This window comes from Kitasatospora sp. NPDC048286 (assembly GCF_043201735.1).
GTDB lineage: Bacteria > Actinomycetota > Actinomycetes > Streptomycetales > Streptomycetaceae > Kitasatospora.
Window position 1 is genome coordinate 307,404 of record NZ_JBICZE010000004.1, and the last position, 19,039, is coordinate 326,442.

16 protein-coding genes are annotated in these 19,039 nt (G+C 72.2%); 4 read left to right on the top strand and 12 right to left on the bottom strand.

The features are described 5' to 3' along the window. The first annotated feature begins 149 nt into the window (after nucleotides 1–149). Nucleotides 150–3,350 carry an EAL domain-containing protein gene (locus ACGF13_RS12015; protein WP_392872385.1) on the top strand — a complete coding sequence of 1,067 codons (3,201 nt, stop codon included), beginning with the start codon at nucleotides 150–152 and terminating at the stop codon, nucleotides 3,348–3,350. A gap of 84 nt (nucleotides 3,351–3,434) precedes the next feature. Here the strand turns inward: ACGF13_RS12015 and ACGF13_RS12020 are convergent, their stop codons facing one another. From ACGF13_RS12020 to ACGF13_RS12035, 4 genes are all read right to left on the bottom strand, one after another. Next, nucleotides 3,435–5,231 (bottom strand): CocE/NonD family hydrolase, encoded by a 1,797-nt coding sequence (locus tag ACGF13_RS12020; RefSeq protein WP_392872388.1) that lies wholly within the window; start codon nucleotides 5,229–5,231, stop codon nucleotides 3,435–3,437. Nucleotides 5,232–5,403: 172 nt separating this feature from the next. Further along, on the bottom strand, nucleotides 5,404–6,624 hold the full coding sequence (locus ACGF13_RS12025) for a putative PEP-binding protein (protein WP_392872391.1): 1,221 nt from the start codon (nucleotides 6,622–6,624) through the stop codon (nucleotides 5,404–5,406). Beyond that, on the bottom strand, nucleotides 6,625–8,511 hold the full coding sequence (locus ACGF13_RS12030; protein ID WP_392872393.1) for an FAD/NAD(P)-binding protein: 1,887 nt from the start codon (nucleotides 8,509–8,511) through the stop codon (nucleotides 6,625–6,627). Between the two features lie 246 nt (nucleotides 8,512–8,757). After that, nucleotides 8,758–9,141, bottom strand: coding sequence for a VOC family protein (locus ACGF13_RS12035; protein ID WP_392872396.1), 384 nt, complete (start codon nucleotides 9,139–9,141; stop codon nucleotides 8,758–8,760). 124 nt (nucleotides 9,142–9,265) lie between these two features. Between ACGF13_RS12035 and ACGF13_RS12040 the strand changes: the two genes are divergently transcribed. Continuing rightward, nucleotides 9,266–9,760 (top strand): hypothetical protein, encoded by a 495-nt coding sequence (locus tag ACGF13_RS12040; RefSeq protein ID WP_392872399.1) that lies wholly within the window; start codon nucleotides 9,266–9,268, stop codon nucleotides 9,758–9,760. A gap of 35 nt (nucleotides 9,761–9,795) precedes the next feature. Here ACGF13_RS12040 and ACGF13_RS12045 read toward each other — a convergent pair whose 3' ends face one another. Beyond that, on the bottom strand, nucleotides 9,796–10,062 hold the full coding sequence (locus ACGF13_RS12045; protein WP_392872402.1) for a hypothetical protein: 267 nt from the start codon (nucleotides 10,060–10,062) through the stop codon (nucleotides 9,796–9,798). A gap of 200 nt (nucleotides 10,063–10,262) precedes the next feature. Between ACGF13_RS12045 and ACGF13_RS12050 the strand changes: the two genes are divergently transcribed. Next, a complete protein-coding gene (locus ACGF13_RS12050) occupies nucleotides 10,263–11,219 on the top strand; it encodes a phosphatidylinositol-specific phospholipase C domain-containing protein (RefSeq protein ID WP_392872405.1) in 957 nt (318 codons plus the stop codon). A 114-nt stretch (nucleotides 11,220–11,333) separates the two neighbouring features. Further along, complete coding sequence (locus tag ACGF13_RS12055) at nucleotides 11,334–12,563, top strand: alpha/beta hydrolase family protein (protein ID WP_392872407.1); 1,230 nt, start codon at nucleotides 11,334–11,336, stop codon at nucleotides 12,561–12,563. A gap of 89 nt (nucleotides 12,564–12,652) precedes the next feature. Here the strand turns inward: ACGF13_RS12055 and ACGF13_RS12060 are convergent, their stop codons facing one another. The 7 genes from ACGF13_RS12060 to ACGF13_RS12090 form a co-directional block, all read right to left on the bottom strand. Then, nucleotides 12,653–13,084 (bottom strand): hypothetical protein, encoded by a 432-nt coding sequence (locus ACGF13_RS12060; RefSeq protein ID WP_392872410.1) that lies wholly within the window; start codon nucleotides 13,082–13,084, stop codon nucleotides 12,653–12,655. A 214-nt stretch (nucleotides 13,085–13,298) separates the two neighbouring features. Beyond that, nucleotides 13,299–13,853, bottom strand: a complete 555-nt coding sequence (locus tag ACGF13_RS12065) for a hypothetical protein (protein WP_392872413.1) — start codon at nucleotides 13,851–13,853, stop codon at nucleotides 13,299–13,301. Nucleotides 13,854–14,052: 199 nt separating this feature from the next. Then, a complete protein-coding gene (locus tag ACGF13_RS12070) occupies nucleotides 14,053–14,568 on the bottom strand; it encodes a hypothetical protein (RefSeq protein ID WP_392872416.1) in 516 nt (171 codons plus the stop codon). A gap of 107 nt (nucleotides 14,569–14,675) precedes the next feature. Continuing rightward, the gene (locus ACGF13_RS12075; RefSeq protein WP_392872419.1) at nucleotides 14,676–15,416 is read right to left on the bottom strand and encodes a hypothetical protein; all 741 of its coding nucleotides are present in this window, start codon (nucleotides 15,414–15,416) and stop codon (nucleotides 14,676–14,678) included. A gap of 89 nt (nucleotides 15,417–15,505) precedes the next feature. After that, nucleotides 15,506–16,066 carry a PadR family transcriptional regulator gene (locus ACGF13_RS12080; protein WP_392872421.1) on the bottom strand — a complete coding sequence of 187 codons (561 nt, stop codon included), beginning with the start codon at nucleotides 16,064–16,066 and terminating at the stop codon, nucleotides 15,506–15,508. A 43-nt stretch (nucleotides 16,067–16,109) separates the two neighbouring features. Beyond that, on the bottom strand, nucleotides 16,110–16,655 hold the full coding sequence (locus ACGF13_RS12085; protein WP_392872424.1) for a YcxB family protein: 546 nt from the start codon (nucleotides 16,653–16,655) through the stop codon (nucleotides 16,110–16,112). 156 nt (nucleotides 16,656–16,811) lie between these two features. Next, a complete protein-coding gene (locus tag ACGF13_RS12090) occupies nucleotides 16,812–18,854 on the bottom strand; it encodes an FAD-dependent oxidoreductase (RefSeq protein ID WP_392872427.1) in 2,043 nt (680 codons plus the stop codon). Nucleotides 18,855–19,039 lie beyond the last annotated feature (185 nt).

Consider the following 19,039-nt stretch of genomic DNA (forward strand, 5'->3'; position numbering starts at 1 on the left):
TCCGGTCGCACCCCCACCGGACGCCTCACTGCTGCGCGAAAGCGCTCATCCGTCCCACCCGGGCCGGCGCCGCACGCCCGACCCGGCCCACCCTCACCCGAACTCCCCCGCCCGACCGGCGGGGTGATGTCGTGGAGGAGGTAGCCTCGTTGACTCGCCGGTGCCGACGCCTGATGGTCTGTTACCTGCTCTGGATGGTGCTGTTCACCGGCATCTACTACGCGAATCCGGGCCAGCGGATCATCTGGTGGACGGGCATCGGCCTCGGCGGCGTCGCCGCCATCGTGGTCGGCGTCCGCCTCAACCGGCCCGCGCACGCGCGGTTCTGGTACGTGCTGGCGCTCGCCAACCTCAGCTTCACCGTGGGCGAGGTGATCCAGGCCGTCCAGTTGGACATCCTGCACCTGCCCAACCCGTTCCCGTCCGTCGCGGACGCCTTCTACCTCGCCGAGTACGTGCTGTACGCGGTCGGCGTGTTGGGCTTCATCCGCTGGCGCACGGCCCGTCAGGACCGCGCCGGGCTGCTCGACGCGCTCATCCCCACCATCGGGCTGGCCCTGCTCGCCTGGATCTACCTGATCCTCCCGTACGCCCGGAACCCGGACCTCGACTGGTTCCAGAAGGCCGTCTCGATCGCCTACCCGCTCGGCGACGTGGTCGTGCTCGCCCTGCTGCTGCGTCTGCTGACCCCGCGCGGGGGCACCTCCCGCTCGCTGCGGCTGCTCGCCTTCGGCTCGCTCGGCCTGCTGGTCTCCGACGTGCTGTACGGGCTGATCCAGCTGCACGGCACCTGGCACATCGGCACCCCCGTCGAACTCGGCTGGGCCGCCTTCTACACCGCCTGGGGCGCGGCGGCGCTGCACCCGTCGATGGTCGAGCTGACCCGGCCGGTGCCCACCCAGCAGCCCGACCTGAGCACCGCCCGGCTGGTGCTGCTCACCCTCGCCTCGCTGATCGCCCCGGCGATCCTGATCATCGAGGCGCTGGCCGGCAACACCGGCAACGCCGGGGTGATCGGCGCCTTCTCCGCGCTGCTCTACCTGCTGGTGCTGGCCCGGCTGGCCGTGGTGGCCTCCGCCCGTCGGCAGGCCGTGGCCCGTGAGCGGGCGCTGCGCGAGGCAGGCGCCCGGCTGACCGCGGCCGTCACCGTGGAGGAGGTGGCCGACGCCGTCCAGTCCGCCGCCTCCACCCTGATGCCGGCCGAGGCCGGGCACGTCGCCCTGCTCGCGGTGACCGAGGACGGCGTGCTGCACGTCCGGCACGCCGGGAGCGGCACCGCCCGGCGGATGCCGGGGGACGCCGCGCCGTCCGACCAGGTGCTCCGGCTCGCCGCCGCCCGGGAGACCCTGCTGCTGCCGGTGGCCGCCCTGGGCCTGGCCGCCGACGATCCGCCCGGTGCCCCGAAGGCCGACGGCACCAGACCCGGTGCCGCCCGCCCCGGCGGCATGCCGTACGCCCTGGTCTGCCCGCTCACCCTGGCCGAGCGCCCCTCCGGCGATCCGCTGATCGGCGCGCTCATCGTCACCGGCACCGAGCAGGAGCTGACCAGCCTCTGGAGCTCGCTGGAGATCCTCGCCGCCCAGGCGGCCCTGGCCGTCGAGCGGGTGGTGCTGAGCCAGGAGGTCACCCGCCGCAACAGCGAGCTGTACTTCCGCACCCTGGTGCAGAACTCCAGCGACGTCATCCTGATCCTCGACGCCGACGACGGCGTGCGCTACGCCTCCCCGTCCGCCGCGACGGTGCTCGGCCATCCGAACCTGACCGGCGCCCCGCTGACCGACCTCGTGCCGCCCGAGGACAGCCGGAAGGTCGGCAAGGCGCTGGCCCGGATGCGCGAGATGCGCGAGGCGGCCGACCAGCCCCGGGGCGAGCAGCCGCGCGAGCACTGGCGACTGCTGCGCCAGGACCACACCCCGATCGAGGCCGAGGTCCGCTTCAACGACCTGCGCGCGGACCCGACCGTCGGCGCCCTGGTGCTCACCCTGCGCGACGTGACCGAGCAGCGGCAGATGGAGCGCGAGCTGACCCACCGGGCCTTCCACGACTCGCTGACCGGGCTGGCCAACCGGGTGCTGTTCCAGGACCGGGTCGGCCACGCGCTCTCCCGGGGCGAGCGCAGCGGGGCCGTCACCGGGGTGCTCTTCATCGACCTGGACGACTTCAAGGTGGTCAACGACACCCAGGGCCACGCGGTCGGCGACGAGCTGCTGGTCGCCGTCTCGCTGCGGATCTCCACCGCGCTGCGCGCCTCCGACACCGCCGCCCGGCTCGGCGGCGACGAGTTCGCGGTGCTGGTGGAGGACGCACGGCGGCCGGAGGACGTGGACACCATCGCGGACGGGGTGCTGGCGGTGTTCGCCGAGCCGTTCAGGCTCAAGTCGGGCGCGGTGCGGGTGACGGCCAGCGTCGGCGTGGCGACCACCGAGGACAGCGTGGACGCGACCGAGCTGCTCGCCCACGCCGACCTCGCGCTCTACGCCGCCAAGGCGGCCGGCCGCCGCCAGTGGCGCCACTACCGGACGGCCCTGCAGACCGGGATGGTGGAGCGGCTCGAGCTGAACGAGCACCTGGACTCGGCGATCGCGGAGTCGGCCTTCCAGCTGTACTACCAGCCGATCGTCGACCTGCGTTCGGGTGATCTGGTCGCCTTCGAGGCGCTGGTCCGCTGGCCGCACGACCGGCGCGGCATGGTGCTGCCCGACGAGTTCATCGCCCTCGCCGAGGAGAGCGGCCAGATCGTCCCGCTCGGCGCCTGGGTGCTGGAGCGCGCCGCCCAGGAGGTCGCCGCCTGGCAGGCCGCGAGCTCGGCGGTCCGGATGGCCGCCGGCCGGCCGCCGCTGCGGGTCAACGTCAACGTCTCCGCCCGGCAGTTCCGCGACGCCGGCTTCGTGGACGTGGTCCGCCGGGCGCTGGCCACCACCGGCATCGACCCGCGCACCCTCGTCCTGGAGCTCACCGAGTCCGTGCTGATGCGCCGCGACGACCGCATCCACGCCGACATGGCCACCCTGTCCGGCCTCGGCGTCGGCATCGCCATCGACGACTTCGGCACCGGCTACTCCTCGCTGTCCTACCTGCGCGAGTTCCCGATCTCCCTGCTCAAGATCGACAAGTCCTTCATCGACGGGCTCGGCCACTCGCCCCAGCAGTACGCCCTGGTCGAGGGCATCACCCGGATCGCCGACACCCTCGGGGTCCAGGTGATCGCCGAGGGCATCGAGACCCCCGATCAGCGCGACCTGCTCACCGCCATGGGCTGCCCGCTCGGCCAGGGGTACCTCTTCGCCCACCCCATGGACTCCCCCAGGGCCCGCGCCCTGGTCCGCGGGACCGCCCACGAACTGACCTGAGGGGCGCGGCGCGGGGCGCCGGGGGGCCGGGAACGGCCCGCCGCGGCCAGGCGGCGGGCCGTCGTCGTCGAGCACGGTCCGGAATCAGCCCAGCGGCAGCTCCAGGCGGGACTCGCTGCCGCGCGGCGAGCCGATGGTGGTGGTGCTGACGACCTGGGCCCAGGCCGCGGGCAGGTACAGCGGGTCGGCGCTGGTGACGACCAGCGCCAGCCGGTGTTCGGCCGCCACGTCGTACGAGGTGGCCTGGAGCTTCCAGCTGACGGTGGCGTCCTCGCCCGGGGTCAGCCCGGTCGCGGTGTACGGCTCGTGGGTGATGATCCGCGCGCTGCCGTCCGGCGCGATGTCGAACAGGTAGGCCACCAGGGTCGCGGTGTCCCCGGTGCTGCGCACCGTCAGCCGGACCTCCGCGGCGCCCCGGATGCGGCGGGCCGCGTCACCGCCCTGGGCCGTCAGTGCCTCCGTCGACCAGGACAGCAGCCGCGACGACTCGAACTGCTCCGGGTCGTACCGCTTGGGGTTGCCGAACCACTCCTTCTCCCCGGTCTTGAGGAGTTCACCCGCGTTGGCCTCGGTCGGGTTGCCGGCGATGAAGTCCTGCGACCACCCGGCGGTCGGCTTGTCGCTCAGCGTGCCCTCGCCGGTGAGGTTCCACGTCTCGCCGCCGGTGGTGACCTCGCTCCAGGAGGAGTACGACTCGCGGTGCGCCGGGACGGTGATCCGCCTGCCGCCGATGCCGGTGCCGGTGGTCTTGTAGGTGAACATGGACTGGTTGATCACCTGCGGCCAGGCAGGCACGTCGTTGGTGGCCCCGAGCAGGTGGTGGTCCAGCCAGTCGTAGGCCTCCTGGATCGGCACCGCCAGCCCGGGGAACGGCCAGCCGAGCGGCAGGCCCACCAGGCCGGGGCCCTCGGGGGCGCCGTGGTCGCCGATCCACAGGTTCAGGTGCTTCGGCACGGTGAGCGCGTCGAAGGTCTCGATCACCGGGCCGACCGGGAAGAGCGTCTCGTGCCAGGTGTTGGAGATGAAGGTCGGGATGCCGCGTTCGTTCGTCTTGTCGACGTAGGTCTGCGGGGAGCGCTTGGCGCCCCACTCCACCACGGCGTCGAGGTTCACGCCGTTGCGGAAGTCGGTGAGGATCCGCCGGCCCTCCTCGTCGAACTTCTCCTCCATCGCGCCGCCGGTGAAGCCGATCAGGGCCTCGACGGCCGCCAGGTGCCGGGTGCCGTTGGCGTAGAGGCTGGTGGCGAGGTTGCCCCAGGTGCTCAGGGCGACGACGGCGGCAACGCGGTTCCGCGGGTCGTGCGCGGCGACCAGCTGGCTGATCCCGGAGCCGTAGGACTCGCCGAGGAAGCCGATCTTGGTGGGGTCGAAGTACCGCTCGGCGAAGTCGATCACCTTCGAGCCGTCGGCCCAGTCCTTGTCGCCGCCGACGTCGATGTGGCCCCCGGAGGTCGACAGCCAGCCCTTGTAGCCGATCCCGCGCGGGGTGTACGCGAGGACGTGGTACCCCTTCTGCGCCAGCTTGAGGTACAGGTACAGGAAGGGCAGCCAGCCGAACGGGTTCCAGCCGGCCGGGACGATCACCGCCGGGTGGGGCTTGCCGTCGCGGAGCTTGATGGCGAGCCCCGACAGCCGGACGTCGCCGGCGACGTCGATGCCGTGGAGGTCGGTCTCGGCCTTCGCCCGCACCTCCCCGACCAACTCCGCCAGCACCGGCGGCAGCTGCACCTCCTCACCCCGCAGCGCGGCGAGCAGCGCCTCGGCCACGCCGAGGGTGGACGCGCTGGGGGTGAGGCCGTCGCCCCAGATGCCGTTGGTGGCGATGTCGGTGAGCGTGGCCTCGGTGATCGCCGGGATCGGCTCTCCGCTGATGCTGGTCATACCAACCACCCTTTCCGTGGACGGATTACTGACCGCATCCTGATCACATCCGATCGGAAGGAAACTGACTGCATGTCAGATTCACCGATACGGGTGGAGCATTGGTCCAACTCCCGACAATGACAAGAGGGTTGTAGTATTCGCGCCCCCGACTTCCGTCCAGTGACCTCGCTCAGGACCGGAGCACGAGGGGCCGGAGCTCGGCGGTGCACATCATGTAGCCGTCCGGGGTGGGCACATGGGCGAGGTAGTGGGCGAGGTCCGTGCCCAGCGAGAACACCCGCACCGGGGTGCCCGCGGCACGCGCGGACTCCACCACCCTGCGCACGCCGTCCAGGACGGCCGGGTGCCGGGTCTGGTAGGACTCCGCCACCAGGTGGTTGCCGCGGTCCGCGGCCAGGTAGAACTGCACCAGGTCCTTGACCCCGACGAACAGTTCGCTGGCCCCGGCCGCGCAGATCTCCGCCGTGGCGTGCACCGCCGCCGGCGTCTCGATGAACGCGGACAGCGGCACCTCGGCCGGCAGCTCCAGGTGTGCCCTGAGCCGGGCGAACTCCCGCGCGTCGTTGAGGAACGGGACGGAGAGCTGCACCAGGCCGGCGTCCTCGCCGAGCCGCTCGCGCAGCGAACCGAGCATGGCGTGCAGCGCGTTCCGGTAGGCGGTCGACCCCAGCAGCCAGCGGGCGCCGTGCAGACCCAGTTCGGGGTTGGGCTCGACCGCGACCGGGGCCAGCTCGGTGACGCTGGCGGCGTGGTCGGAGCGCAGGTCCAGGAGCCTCAGGACCAACCGCTGGCCGGGCAGCAGCGCCTCGACGAAGCCGCACAGCCGGTCCGCGAGGGCCCGCCCGTAGGCCTCCGCGTCGGCCGGGCCGCCCTCCAGGGCGTCGAGCGGGCTCAGCGCCGCCGCCAGGCAGAGGAACTCCTCCCGGATGAAGAAACAGTCGACCCGCTTCGCGTTCGGCCCGCAGGAGTTGATCGTCCGGATGTCCTGCATGTCCGCGATCACCGCGCAGGCCGAGCCGAGGTCGTCCAGCGAGGGGCTCCCGGCCCCGGAGCCCGGGTCGCTCCCGGCGGCGGCGCCGGACTCGACCACGATCGACTCGCTGTCGAGGTCCAGCACCGCCTCGCCGACCAGGTCGGCGAGGTCCGCCTCGTCGACCCGGAGCACCGGTATGCCCCGGCCGCGGCAGAGGGACTGCATGTGGCCGGTGAGCCCGCCCGAACCGCAGACGACGGCGGCCGCCGCCACGATCGCGTCGTACAGGCCGGCGTGGAGGGAGGGGGCGACGAGGATGGATCCGTCGAGTGGACGTCTCGTGCGATTGCAGGTACCGCGCACTTCGCTCTGAATGCCACCGGTCAGCAGGGATCCCTGAATCCGTCGCCCGTTCAACTAGTCCTCCTGTTCTCCGGCGGTCGCCATTCCCAGCTGTCGACGCAGTTGTCGTGGTGTCACGGAAACATCGGTGAGCCGTTCGACCGCGACCCGGTTGACGACCGCCCTCATCAGGCGGTCGTGCCGGGCGGCGTCCGTCGGACGGGTCGGACGGTCACCCATGGACCGAATACGGGCGTCCAGCCGGGAATCGAGTAGTTCACGCTCGATCCGACCGCGCGAGGCCATTCTCCTGGCCTCCAGTAACACAGCGTCCTCGAATCCCTCCCGGACCGCTTCCTCCAGATTGCCAAGGGCGCCGCGGCGCCGGACCAGGCCCAGGGAGACCTCCTCGGACGAAACGTCCTCCTCCGGTTCCAGCCGCTCGACCACGTGGGCGGCGACCGCGATCGAATGGTTCTTGATCGCGGCGAGGTTGAAGGTGAACGCACCCGTCCGGCCGTTGCGCACGATCTCGTCGCCCTCCCGCAGCGCGCCGACCGCGGAGACCGGCCCGGACTCCCCGCCGGAGCCCAGCAGCGCCCCCCGCCCGTCGACCTCCAGGCCGCGCCCGGTGCGCTCGTGGGGCACCGCGAGCCCGCGCCGCAGGAGGTTGCGCCACAGCGGCTGCTCGACCCTGGTGTAGTCCGACTCCCGGCCGAAGTTGGACACCACCAGGTCGGCCTCGATCGCGTGCTTCTCCTCCGCGGAGACGACCGACACCAGCAGCCGGCCCGACTCCGCCGGGACGACCGCCTCCACCCTGCCGACGACCAGCTCCACCGCCCCGTCCGTCCCGTCCGCCCGGTCCAGCGCCCGCTCGATGACCGCCATGGTGTACTCCAGCACCCCGACCCGCAGCGCGGCCAGCGCGGTGCCGAACTCGTCCAGCAAGCCGCGCAGTTCGGCGGTGGGAATGCGCTCGATGGCCTCGGGCAGGTGCGGCTCCCACGCCTTGACCACCCGCTCGGCGACCACCACCGGGGAGACCTCGGGATGCTCCCGGACGACCGTCGAGCACGCCGTGTCCCACTCGGCCCGGACCCGGTCGAGGAACTCCGCGCGGTTCCGGTACGGCTGCAACAGGGTCTTCGGACAGGGCAGGCTCAACACCCCGTGCTCGTGGCCGTCGGGGTACGTCCGGAACAGCGTCCCGGTCCTGGAGATCAGCTGGATCCTCCCGGTGTGGCCCCGGCGCAGCAGGAGGCCCGCCGAGTCGTAGGCGCTCAGGACGGAACCGACGATCGCGACGTCCGCCCCGGAGGGGAGCGAGACGAGCTTGCGGATCCCGGCCTCGGAGTACGGGTTGCGGATGAAGGACGCGTGCGTACGGACCTCGGAGGCGAAGGCCGGCTCCCGGAGTTCGAGACCGGTCGCCAGGACGACGTGGTCGGCGCGGAGCACGGTCACCGCCGGGGGCCCGTCCGGGGTCGGCCGTTCGACCGTCACGTCGACGCCGGTGGGGCCGACCTCCAGATCGACCGCGTCGCCGTCCGCCTCGACGAGCACCACCCCGGGACGGGCTTCGCGTCTCGCCTCGGCCAGCCGGTCGTCCAGGTAGTCCTGGAAGATCCGCCGGGGCGCCGGCCCCTGCTCGACGAACCGGCTCCCGGCCCAGGGCTCCGGCCAACCACCGCGGTCCGCCTCGTGGTTGGCCCAGCGGACGAAGTCCAGGACGTCCTCGCGGAACACCGACATCCGGCCGGCCTGGATGTTGAACACGTAGTCCCAGGGGTTGCCGTCCCGGTGATAGGCGACGCCCGCGGAGCGGTAGTCGGAGCGCCGCTCCAGCAGGACGACCTCCAGCGGTCTGCGTGCGAAGCAGAGCAGCCGGATCGCCGTGGCGGTGCCGGCCAGGCCCGCCCCGACTATGAGGACTCTCGGACGCGTACCAGATCGACTCATGGTCAAGCCTTCCCGTCGAGGGATGGGAACCCGGCTCCGCCGTCCCGGGCACCGGGCGCAAAGGTCTGCTGAGGAAGTGTGACGCGGAAGGAGTGCCCAGGGCCCCGGAACGGCCGAATGAGGGCCGCCCGTCCCGCCCCGGCAGCAGGGGCGCCGGGCGGGACGCCGACGGCCCACCGCCGGGCAGGCGGTGGGCCGTTGAGGGTTCGCCGGATCGATCGGCCCCGAACTCCGGGCCTGGCCGGACTACGGGTGCGCGGCGGCCCGGTCGGACTCGCTGCGCAGCACGCAGAACTCGTTCCCCTCGGGATCGGCGAGGATTGCCCAACCCGAGCCGTCGGGATTCCGGTGGTCGGCGACGAAGCCGGCGCCGAGCCCCAGCAGCCGCTCCACCTCCTGGTCGCGCGAGGTCAAGGGCCGCAGGCAGAGGTGCACCCGGTTCTTGACCGTCTTCGCCTCGGGCACCTGGTTGAAGTACAGCACCAGGCCGTCCGACAGCGGCACCTGCGTCTCCCGGTCCCCCGGCCGGCTGTCCGGATCCAGCGGCTTGCCCGTCACCCCGCTCCAGAACCGCGCCAGCCCATGGGCGTCCGCGCAGTCGATCGCCACGTTCTGCAGTACCGAAACCATGGGCGCGAGTCTTCCCGATCACCGCGCCGGACGCCACCGCCTCGCGCACGTCCTCCCGGCTCCCGGCTCCCGTCGCTCCGGCCCCGCGAGGAGCCGCGGACGGCCGGTCTGGTTGGATGCGGACATGAACAGCGCCGCCCATCCGGAGTCAGGTCTCTCGAAGAGCGTCTGGAGCGACGCCGACTTCGAGGAGATGGGCTGGCACGACGCCACCGTCCACGGCCTGTACGTGCAGCAGGGTGACGAGTTCGAGGCCCGACTCCTCCTCGACCTCGACTACGTCGTCCGCTGGGTCGACCCGGTCCGGCCCGCGAAGACCTTCTCCTTCTGGGTCGCCCCCGCGACGCTCGTCTTCGACGGGGTGTGGGACCTGGAGGGTGGTCTCGACTACAGGAAGACCGCCCCGGAGCTGGAGATCGCCGACCTGCACCGGCAGGCCCCGGACGACGGCTACCGGGATTCGTCGCACTGGCACGTCGAGGGCCACTCCTTCGACCTGCGATTCCGCGCGTCGGGCTTCCGCCAGTACTTCCGCGAGGCCCCGCGGCTCTCGCCGGGCCCGGTCCTCTCCCACGCCGAGCGCGGAGGCTGCTGCTTCACCGAGGCCGGCTTCGCCTGAGCGGGCCCGCCGACCGGGGCCGGCCCGGGCGGCCCTCAGAGCCGGTGCAGCGCCGCCTCGCAGAGCCGGCACCGCTGCTGCTCCAGCTCGGGCGGGTACCACGGCTCGCCGGGTCGGACGGGGCGGTAGTGGGCGTGCTCCATCGGGGCGGTGTCCAGTCCGCAGAGGGTGCGCGCCTGTGGGTCCTCCGGGACGTCCGGGTCCTGGCCGGCGGCGTGCACCGCGACCACGCCCGGCCCGACACCCTCGGGGCCGAGGGTCTGGTCCGGGCCCAGTTCGAAGAGGACGACGATCGAGGCCACGGTCCCACCGTGGCGGGCGGCGGCCGCCCGCGCATTTCGATCTTCACCCGGCCGGGGCCCCGGCCGCTACCTGCGGTGGCGGGAGCCGCCGGGCCCGCGACCTGTCGCAGCGGTGGCCGCGTGCCCCAGGATGACAGCGCACGCCCCGACCCGAACCCAGCAACCGACCGACCGACCGGACGAACCCGAGGAGCCGCACCATGGACATCGCACGCCGTGATCTTCTCAAGTGGGCCGCGGGAACCGGCGGTTCCGCGCTCGCCGCCGGCCTCGCCCTGCCGGGCACCGCCCGGGCCGCCGCCGGCGCCACCACCCCGCGCGGCCTGCCGACCGACAGTTGGATGAGCCGACTGGACGGCGGCCTCTCCGTGCTCGGCCTCACCGTCCCCGGCACCCACGACTCCTGCTGCCAGAACCCCGCCTACGGCACCGAGTGGTCGCACACCCAGAACTGGGGAATCCCCCAGCAGTTGACCGAGGGCGTCCGCTTCCTCGACATCCGCTGCAACGGCCTCCAGGGCGCACCCGACGAGCTCGGGATCTACCACTCCGACAGCTACCAGCACATCCGGCTCCAGGACGTGCTCGACCAGTGCCGGGCCTTCCTGCGGTCGCAACCCGGCGAGACCGTCCTGATGCGCCTGCGCAACGAGCGCGCCGGCGGCCAGGCGCTCGACGACGCCGAGTTCATGCGGCGGGTCAACCACTACCTCGACGACCTGGGCTACCGCGGCCTGTTCCACTTCTACGGGTGGCCGACCCTCGCCACCGCCCGCGGCAAGATCGTCCTGATCGCCGACTTCGCCAACCCCTGGGGCCTGATCGACTGGTCCAGCGGCGAGAACGGCTACTTCGACACCCAGGACCTCTGGCAGACCGGCGGCCTCGATCCGCTGGGGACGAAGGGCCAGCGCATCGTCGCCCAGTTCGACAGGGCCTTCCTCAACCCGACCTACCCGAAGATGTTCGTCAACTTCCTTTCGTACGCCGGAGGTTACTGGCCGAAAACCAGCTCGCAGGCCCTGATGGACCGCACGGTCTACCCGTACCTGAGCGCCCGCACCCAGCAGCGCGCCCGGTTCGGCATCGTGCCGATGGACTTCCCGGACTTCCACGTCAATGTGCTGCAGATGCTGATCGACAAGAATTTCATCTGAGCCTCGCCGTCCGCATCGGCCCGGGGATGTAAATCCGTGGGCCAATGCGGGGTGACGGAGGATCAATCGGTGGGCGGATGCTGCCCGCCCGGCCCCCGTGACAGCGTTCCGCGCATGGACACCACGCCGACCGCCTCCCCTTCCGGACCGACCCGCCGCCGGGTGCTGGGCGCCGCCCTCGCGCTGGGCGCCGTCGCTCCGCTGGGCCTCGCCCGCACCGCCTCGGCCGCCACCGCTCCCGCCGCCGCCGGCGCCGCCCCCTCCCGGCTCACCCTGCCCGCGCCGACCGGCCCGTTCCCGGTGGGCATGGTGCCGTTGCACCTGCGCGACGAGTCCCGGCTGGACCCGAACGCCAGGCCCGGACGGTTCCGCGAGCTGATGGCCACCGTCTGGTACCCGGCCCGGGCCGCGGACGCCGACTCGTACCCGCCGGCGCCCTGGATGACCGAGGGCGCCCTGAAGGCCTTCCTCGACGACGCCGGCTACCCGCTGCCCCTCTCGCTCGCCCCACTCACCTCGGGCCACCAGGGCGCGCCCGTCCACCGGTCCGGCCGGCCGCTGCCCGTCGTCCTCTACTCGCACGGCGCGGGCAGCCACCGCGCCGACCACACCGTCGTGGTCCAGGAGTTGGCCAGCCACGGCTTCGCCGTCGTCACCGTCGACCACACCCACGACGGGTTCACCGAGTTCCCGGACGGCACCGTCGTCACCCGGGACGCCGCCTCCCCGGGGCTGTACCCGAGGGACTACGCCGCCGACCTGCTCTTCCTGCTCGACCAGGTCGTCGGTCTGGCCGCCGGACGCAACCCGGACGTCGACGGCCGCACCCTGCCGGCCGGCCTGCTCGGCGGTCTGGACGCGCGGAACATCGGCGCCTTCGGCTGGTCCAAGGGGGGCACCGGCACCGCCCTCGCCATGGTCGCCGACCGTCGCATCCGCGCCGGGCTCTCGCTGGACGGGCCGATGGCCTGCAACCCCGCCATCACCACCGACATCGACCGGCCGTTCATGATGATGACCGCCGACTTCGCCCGGGCCACCAACCCGTACGCCGAGACCTTCTGGGGCCACCTGCACGGCTGGCGCCTCGACGTCCAGGCCACCGGCGCCGTGCACGGCTCGTACGGCGACACCATGACGCTGATCCCCCAGGCGGGCAGGCTGCTCGGCATGACCGAGCAGCAGATCCAGTCCCAGGTGGGCACCCTCGACCCGCAGCGCGGGATCCTCGTCCAACAGGCCTACCCGCTCGCCTTCTTCGACCTCCACCTGCGCGGCCGCCACCACGGCAAGCTGCTCGACGGCCCGTCGAAGGCCTTCCCCGAGGTCGTCTACCACCCGTAGGCCGCCGGCGGACACGACGGCGGGCGGCCGGCACGGGGGTGCGGCCGCCCGCCGGGCGGGTCCCGGCCCGCCTCCCGGCTCCCCGGTGGCTACGCCCGCGTGAAGGCGCGCTGCTCGCTCCCCCTCGGCTCGCCGCCCAGCGTGGCCACCTGCCGTCCCCCGCGCACCTCCTGCAAGTAGATCCGGCAGTCGGCCCCGTGGCCGGAGTCTCGCAGGGTCACGAAGACCCCCGACCCGGCGTCGTCCACGCTCCCGGCCTGCCACGTCCCCTGGTAGGCGCGGAGCGGATCGGTCCTGGCGGTACCCGTCAGACAGGAGTGACCGTCGAGCCGCACCTCCCCGAGCGTCCCGTCCTCGCGCAGCTCGATCACCTCGTCCCGCGCGGCCCAGCGGCCCACGTAGTCCCTCGCCTCGGGCCCGCCCGGCTTGAGCTTCAGGTAGGCGGTCACGCCGACGATCAGCAGAAGACCCACCAGCAGGACCACCCCCTCCCGCGACTTCAGCGCGTCCCGCACGCCCATGGCTCCCACCCTCCCCTGGAAACGGCCCGGGACCGCGCCGGCTCGAAGCCGGCCCGGTCCCGCGTACGGTATCGAGGATGTCCCACCCGGCCCCCACCCGGCCACGGCCTTTCCGGTGTGCTCCGGGCCGGCCGCCGGTGTCCCGGCTTCGGGTGGTGCTTCGGCTGGTGCTTCGGGTGGTTCCGCCGGGTGCGGCCGGTGCGGTCGCGACCGCTCAGGACTCGACCCGAACCTTCGGGTTGATAGTGCAGAAGTAGACCCGGCCGGCCTGCTTGTCGAAGTAGAAGCTCCCCGTGTACTGGGTCCGGGTGATCGACTCGTCGAAGGCCTTGCTGTGGAGCCACCTGGTCGGGTCACCCACCTCGGCGGTGATCTCCTCCGGGACACCGCAAGCGATGGGGATCTCCTCCCACCTCCCGCTCGACGTGATCGCCACCAACGTCGCCGGCTCGACCTGCGCCACCCCTTCCAGGCTCACATCCGTCGGCCCGGGGACCTCCGGCCTGGTGTTCAGCGTCAGCACCCGGCTGACCCACGTGGCCGCAGACAGCGAACCCAACTGCGGGAAACGGCGATTCAGCGGTTCGAGGTCCGTCCTCACCTGCGCCGGAGTCGTGGCGGCGGTAGTCGGCCGGCGCTCCGCGCCCTGCTCGGCGACGGCCGCATCCGGGCCGGCTCCACAGCCCGTGGCAAGCAGCAACGCGGTGGAAACCAACACCAGCGCCCCGGTCGCAGCCTTTCGCCGCTGACTTACCATCATTCGCTCCATAAGGCCATCATCCCTTGATCATCTGTAGCTCGCCGATGAAGTACCGGCCGAATCGCAGAGGTTCAGGTCGGCCGGAAGCCCGAGGCCTCCGGCCGACCCGAACCGGTAGGTCACCTGTGTTCCACGCCGTTTCCTCCGCCGGCCTTCGAACCGGTCGCCCCAACCGCCCATGAGACGGTCGTCTCCAGGCCACCGCGGGTCATGTAGGGCTTCGCCATACCCAGGGTCGCGACCTTCCGTTCACCGAGTCCAGAGTTCCGGTGCCAAGGTCCTTCGAACCCAAGTTGAAGTCATACCGATCCAGCACGTGGACAGTGAGCTTCATCGTCACCTTGTTCCCCTCCACTGAGACATCGGCGCTCCCCCATAGGTGGAAGTCACCAAGGGCCTTCTGCCAGTTCTCCGTCGCCGGATAGAGATGCTTCCCGGCTGCGGTGACGCTGTCTCCCGTCATACTGAAGGCCTTGCGCCCCGTCTTCAGCGCGATCTTCTCCGCCCAGCGCTGCGCCGATTCGACCTCTTCATCGACCAGCTGACGGATGCTCTCGTCCTCCTCGTACGCCTTCCCGAAGTCCACCATGCAGTCGCTGCCGGACCCGTCCATGTAGTGCATGTAGGCGTCAGCGCCGTCCCGCGAGGTGGAGGAGTTCTTCTGGAAGCCGTCGCAGACCTTCCATCCGGTCCGGCCGCACGCCTTTGCCGCAATGCCCTTCATCCGAGCTGACTGCCGCCCGGTCGACGGTCGATCACCGCGGCGCCTTCCCGAACGCCCTGTGGGTTCGGGAAGGCGCCGCGGTGCTGTGCGGAGGGTCCGGGCGCGGGTCAGACGCGCTGGCCCTCGGTGGGGGCGGCGGTGGGGGCGGTGGTGCTGTCGGCCTGGGTGCCGAGGGTGCGTTCGACCTTGGCGACGGCGGTGCGGTACTGCATGGAGGCGGTCTGCTCGTTGCTGCCCTGGCGTTCGAAGTAGCCGAAGACCATGGCCACCGTGCCGAAGCGCTCGACGCCGACGTAGCCGTTGAGTTGGACGCCGGCCAGGGTGCCGTCGAGGCGGACGGCGGGGGCGTCCTTGCGGTCGCCGAGGGTCACCGGGGTGACGGTGAAGGTCACGGTGTCGGCGGTGCCGGAGCTGAAGGTGATGGTGTGGCAGGTCTTCAGGGCGTCGGTGGCGGAGTTGAAGTCGGCGGTGAGCTGGTCGGGCGCCTCGGCCGCCAGGGCCTGGGTGACCATCGGGTTGCCGTCCGGGCCGTCGAGTTCGGTCTCGGCGCGCGGGATCGGCGCGCCCGGCTGGGTGACGTACATGTTGATCAGGGCGTTGAGCGCGGCGCAGCCGGTCACCGGGGACGACGGGCTCGCGCCGGGGCTGGGGCTGGGGCTCTGCGTCATCGGGATCTCGGTCCAGTCGGGGCCGAGGTCGGACGCGGTCAGCAGGGCCGACTTCAGCTGGTCGGCGGAGGGGAGGTCCGCGGTCGGCACGGCGGACGCCGGCAGGGTTGCCGGGCCCAGGAGCACCGCCAGGGCGGCGGCCGCGGCGGCGAGGGTGTGGATGGGCCTGGGACGGGACATGCGGGCCCCCGGTCGAGAGTTCGGGCAGGGACAGCCACCAGTGTCCCACCGGGGTTCCGAGGGGGCGCGCGGGCGGTGATCCGCGCAGGTCAGGCGCCGTCCACGGGGCCTGTGGCCGGTAGCGCTCCAAGGGCTTCCAGGGTCTCGGCGAGCCACTGCACCCAGAAGGTCTCCAGTCCGATGCCGGCCCGCAGCACCGCGTGCTGGAGCCGGTTCTCGGCGTCCGCCCGCTCGGCCGGGAAGTCGCGCCGCTCGATCTCCCGGTAGTCGTCCAACTGCTCCCGGTGCAGGGCGAGATGGCGTTCCAGCTCGGCCGTCAGCCCGTCCGTGCCGACCACCGCGGCCGCTCGCAGCCGCAGCAGCAGGGGCTCCCGGACGGCGCGCGGCTCGGCGCCCTCGGCGGTCCAGCGGGCGAGTTCGGCGCGGCCCTCGGGCAGGACCTCGTACTCCTTCCTCTGCCCGCGCACGGGTCCTTCCGGCTGGAGGTTCCGGATGTGCCCGGAGGCCTCCAGCCGGCCCAGTTCGCGGTAGATCTGCTGGTGGGTGGCGGGCCAGAAGAAGCCGATCGACTTGTCGAACCGCCTGGTCAGCTCCAGCCCCGAGGACGGCTTCTCCAGCAGGGCGGTGAGGATGGCGTGGGGCAGCGACATGCCGTCGATCGTACGGGGGGCCGCCGCGGGCGGCGGGCCCGGCTCAGCCCCGGGCGGGCGCGGAGGCGTACCGGGCGAGCAGGGCGCGCAGCCCGTCGGGGTCGGCGGTGCCGCGCTTGGGCAGGATGCTGAGGCAGGAGTTGTTCTTGTCGGCGCTCAGCAGCACGAACAGCCCCGGGGTCTCCACGTAGTACGGGGCCGCCTGCCAGGCCAGGGTGCTGGTGGAGTGGCGGTTGGCGATGGTCACGCCGGCGGCTTCGACGGTGACCTTGAACTCGCCCTTGTCGGCGGCCAGCCGGTGGAACTGGCCGGCCTGGAGCCGGGGCAGCACGAGGATCAGGCCCAGGGCGGCGATCAGCATGGCCACCAGCGAGGAGTCGATCTCCTCCCCGACGACGATCTTGAACGCGCCGACGGCCACCGTGCCCACCGCGATCAGGTTCAGGAACAGCCGGTGGCGCCGGCCCGCGCGAGTCGTCCGGGACCGGGCCGCCAGGGCCTCCCGGAAGTCCTCCACCGTCGGCGTGTACGCGAGCTCGATCCGCTCGTCCACCGCCGGTCTGTGCCCCGCCTCGACCTGCTCGTCCATCGACCTGCTCCCCCTCGATCCGCTTCGTGACCTGCGCATTCGGCCTGCGCTTCGGCCTGCGGATCCTAGCAACACCCGGCGGGCGGGCCGCCAGTGGTTTCACGACCGGCGTCCCGCGGCTCGCACCGCGGGACGCCGACCCGGGGGCGCGGGACCTCAGAGCGAGGCGGCCAGCTTGGTGCCCTGCTTGATGGCGCGCTTGGCGTCCAGTTCGGCGGCCACGTCCGCGCCGCCGATCAGGTGCGCCGACAGGCCGCGCTCGCGCAGCGCCTCGTACAGGTCGCGGCGCGGCTCCTGGCCGGTGCAGAGCACGACGGTGTCCACGGGCAGGAGTTGGCGCTCGCCGTCCACGGTGAGGTGCAGCCCGGCGTCGTCGATCAGCTCGTAGGTGACGCCGGGGACCATCACCACGCCGCGGTGCTTCAGTTCGGTGCGGTGGATCCAGCCGGTGGTCTTGCCGAGGCCGGCACCGACCTTGGTGGTCTTGCGCTGGAGCAGGTGGACGCTGCGCGGGGGCTTCGGCCGCTCCGGGGCGCGCAGCCCGCCGCGCTCGCGGTACTCCGGGTCGATGCCCCACTTGGCCTGGAACGCGGGCGGGTTGAGGCTTGCCGCGTCACCCGGGTCGGTGAGGAACTCGGCCACGTCGAAGCCGATGCCGCCCGCGCCAAGGATGGCGACCCGCTCGCCGACCGGCGCGCCGTCGCGCAGCACGTCGAGGTAGCCGAGCACGCTGGGGTGGTCGATTCCCGGGATGTCGGCGGGAGTTCGCGGGGTGACGCCGGTGGCGAGCACGATCTCGTCGTGGCCGTGCCCGGCCAGCTGCTCGGCGGTGACGGTCGCGCCGAGCCGCAGCGTGACGGCCAACTCGGCCAGCCGGGTGCGGAAGTAGCGCAGCGTCTCGTCGAACTCCTCCTTGCCGGGGATGCGCCGGGCGATGTTCAGCTGCCCGCCGATCGTCTCGGCGGCGTCGTACAGCGTGACGTCGTGGCCGCGTTCGGCGGCGGAGACGGCGAACGCGAGTCCGGCCGGGCCCGCCCCGACGACGCCGATCCGCTTGCGCGACCGCGTGGGCCCGAGGACGAGTTCGGTCTCGTGGCAGGCGCGCGGGTTGACCAGGCAGGAGGTGATCTGGAGGCTGAAGGTGTGGTCGAGGCAGGCCTGGTTGCAGCCGATGCAGGTGTTGATGGCCTCGGCGCGGTCCGCCCTGGCCTTGGCGACGAAGTCGGCGTCGGCGAGCAGCGGGCGGGCCATCGAGACCAGGTCGGCACTGCCCTCGGCGAGCAGCTTCTCGGCGATTTCGGGGGTGTTGATGCGGTTGGTGGTGACCAGCGGGATGCCGACCTTGCCCATCACCTCCTTCGTCACCCAGGCGAAGGCGCCGCGCGGCACCGAGGTGGCGATGGTGGGGATGCGGGCCTCGTGCCAGCCGATGCCGCTGTTGATGATGGTCGCCCCGGCGGCCTCGACGGCCTGGGCGAGCCGCACGACCTCCTCCAGGGTGGAGCCGCCGGGGACCAGGTCGAGCATGGAGAGCCGGTAGACGATGACGAAGTCCTCGCCGACCCGTTCGCGGACCCGGCGGACGATCTCCACCGGGAAGCGCATCCGCTGCTCGTACGCCCCGCCCCACTCGTCCTCGCGGTGGTTGGTGGCGGCGACGATGAACTCGTTGATCAGGTAGCCCTCGGAGCCCATGATCTCGACGCCGTCGTACCCGGCGCGGCGGGCGAGTTCGGCACAGCGGGCGAAGTCCTCGATGGTCTGCTCGACCTGCTCGGCGGTGAGCTCGTTGGGCGTGAAGGGGCTGATCGGGGCCTGGATCGCGCTGGGGGCGACGAGGTCGCGGTGGTAGGCGTAGCGGCCGAAGTGCAGGATCTGCAGGGCGATCTTCCCGCCGGCGGCGTGCACCGCGTCGGTGACCGTCCGGTGCTTGTCGGCCTCCTCCTCGGTGGTCAGCATCGCGCCGCCCTCCCAGGGGCGCCCGGCCTCGTTGGGGGCGATGCCGCCGGTGACGATCAGGCCGACGCCGCCGCGGGCCCGCTCGGCGTAGAAGGCGGCCATCCGCTCGTAGCCGCCGGGGGCCTCCTCCAGGCCGACGTGCATCGAGCCCATGATCACGCGGTTGGGCAGGGTGGTGAAGCCGAGGTCGAGCGGGCTGAGCAGGTGCGGGTAGCGGCTGCTGCCGGGGTGGGCGCTCATCGACGTCTCCTGGGGCGCGGGCGGGGGTCGTTGGTTACCGCAGAGTAGGGGACGGGCGACGGGTTATGCAACTAGTTGCATAAAGCCCGGAGGTCCGCTCCGATGCGCCCTCCGGATGGCGCAGAACACGGCGCCCGGAGCGGACGGGCGGCGTATCGTCGTGTCCCGGACAGGGCGGGGGACAT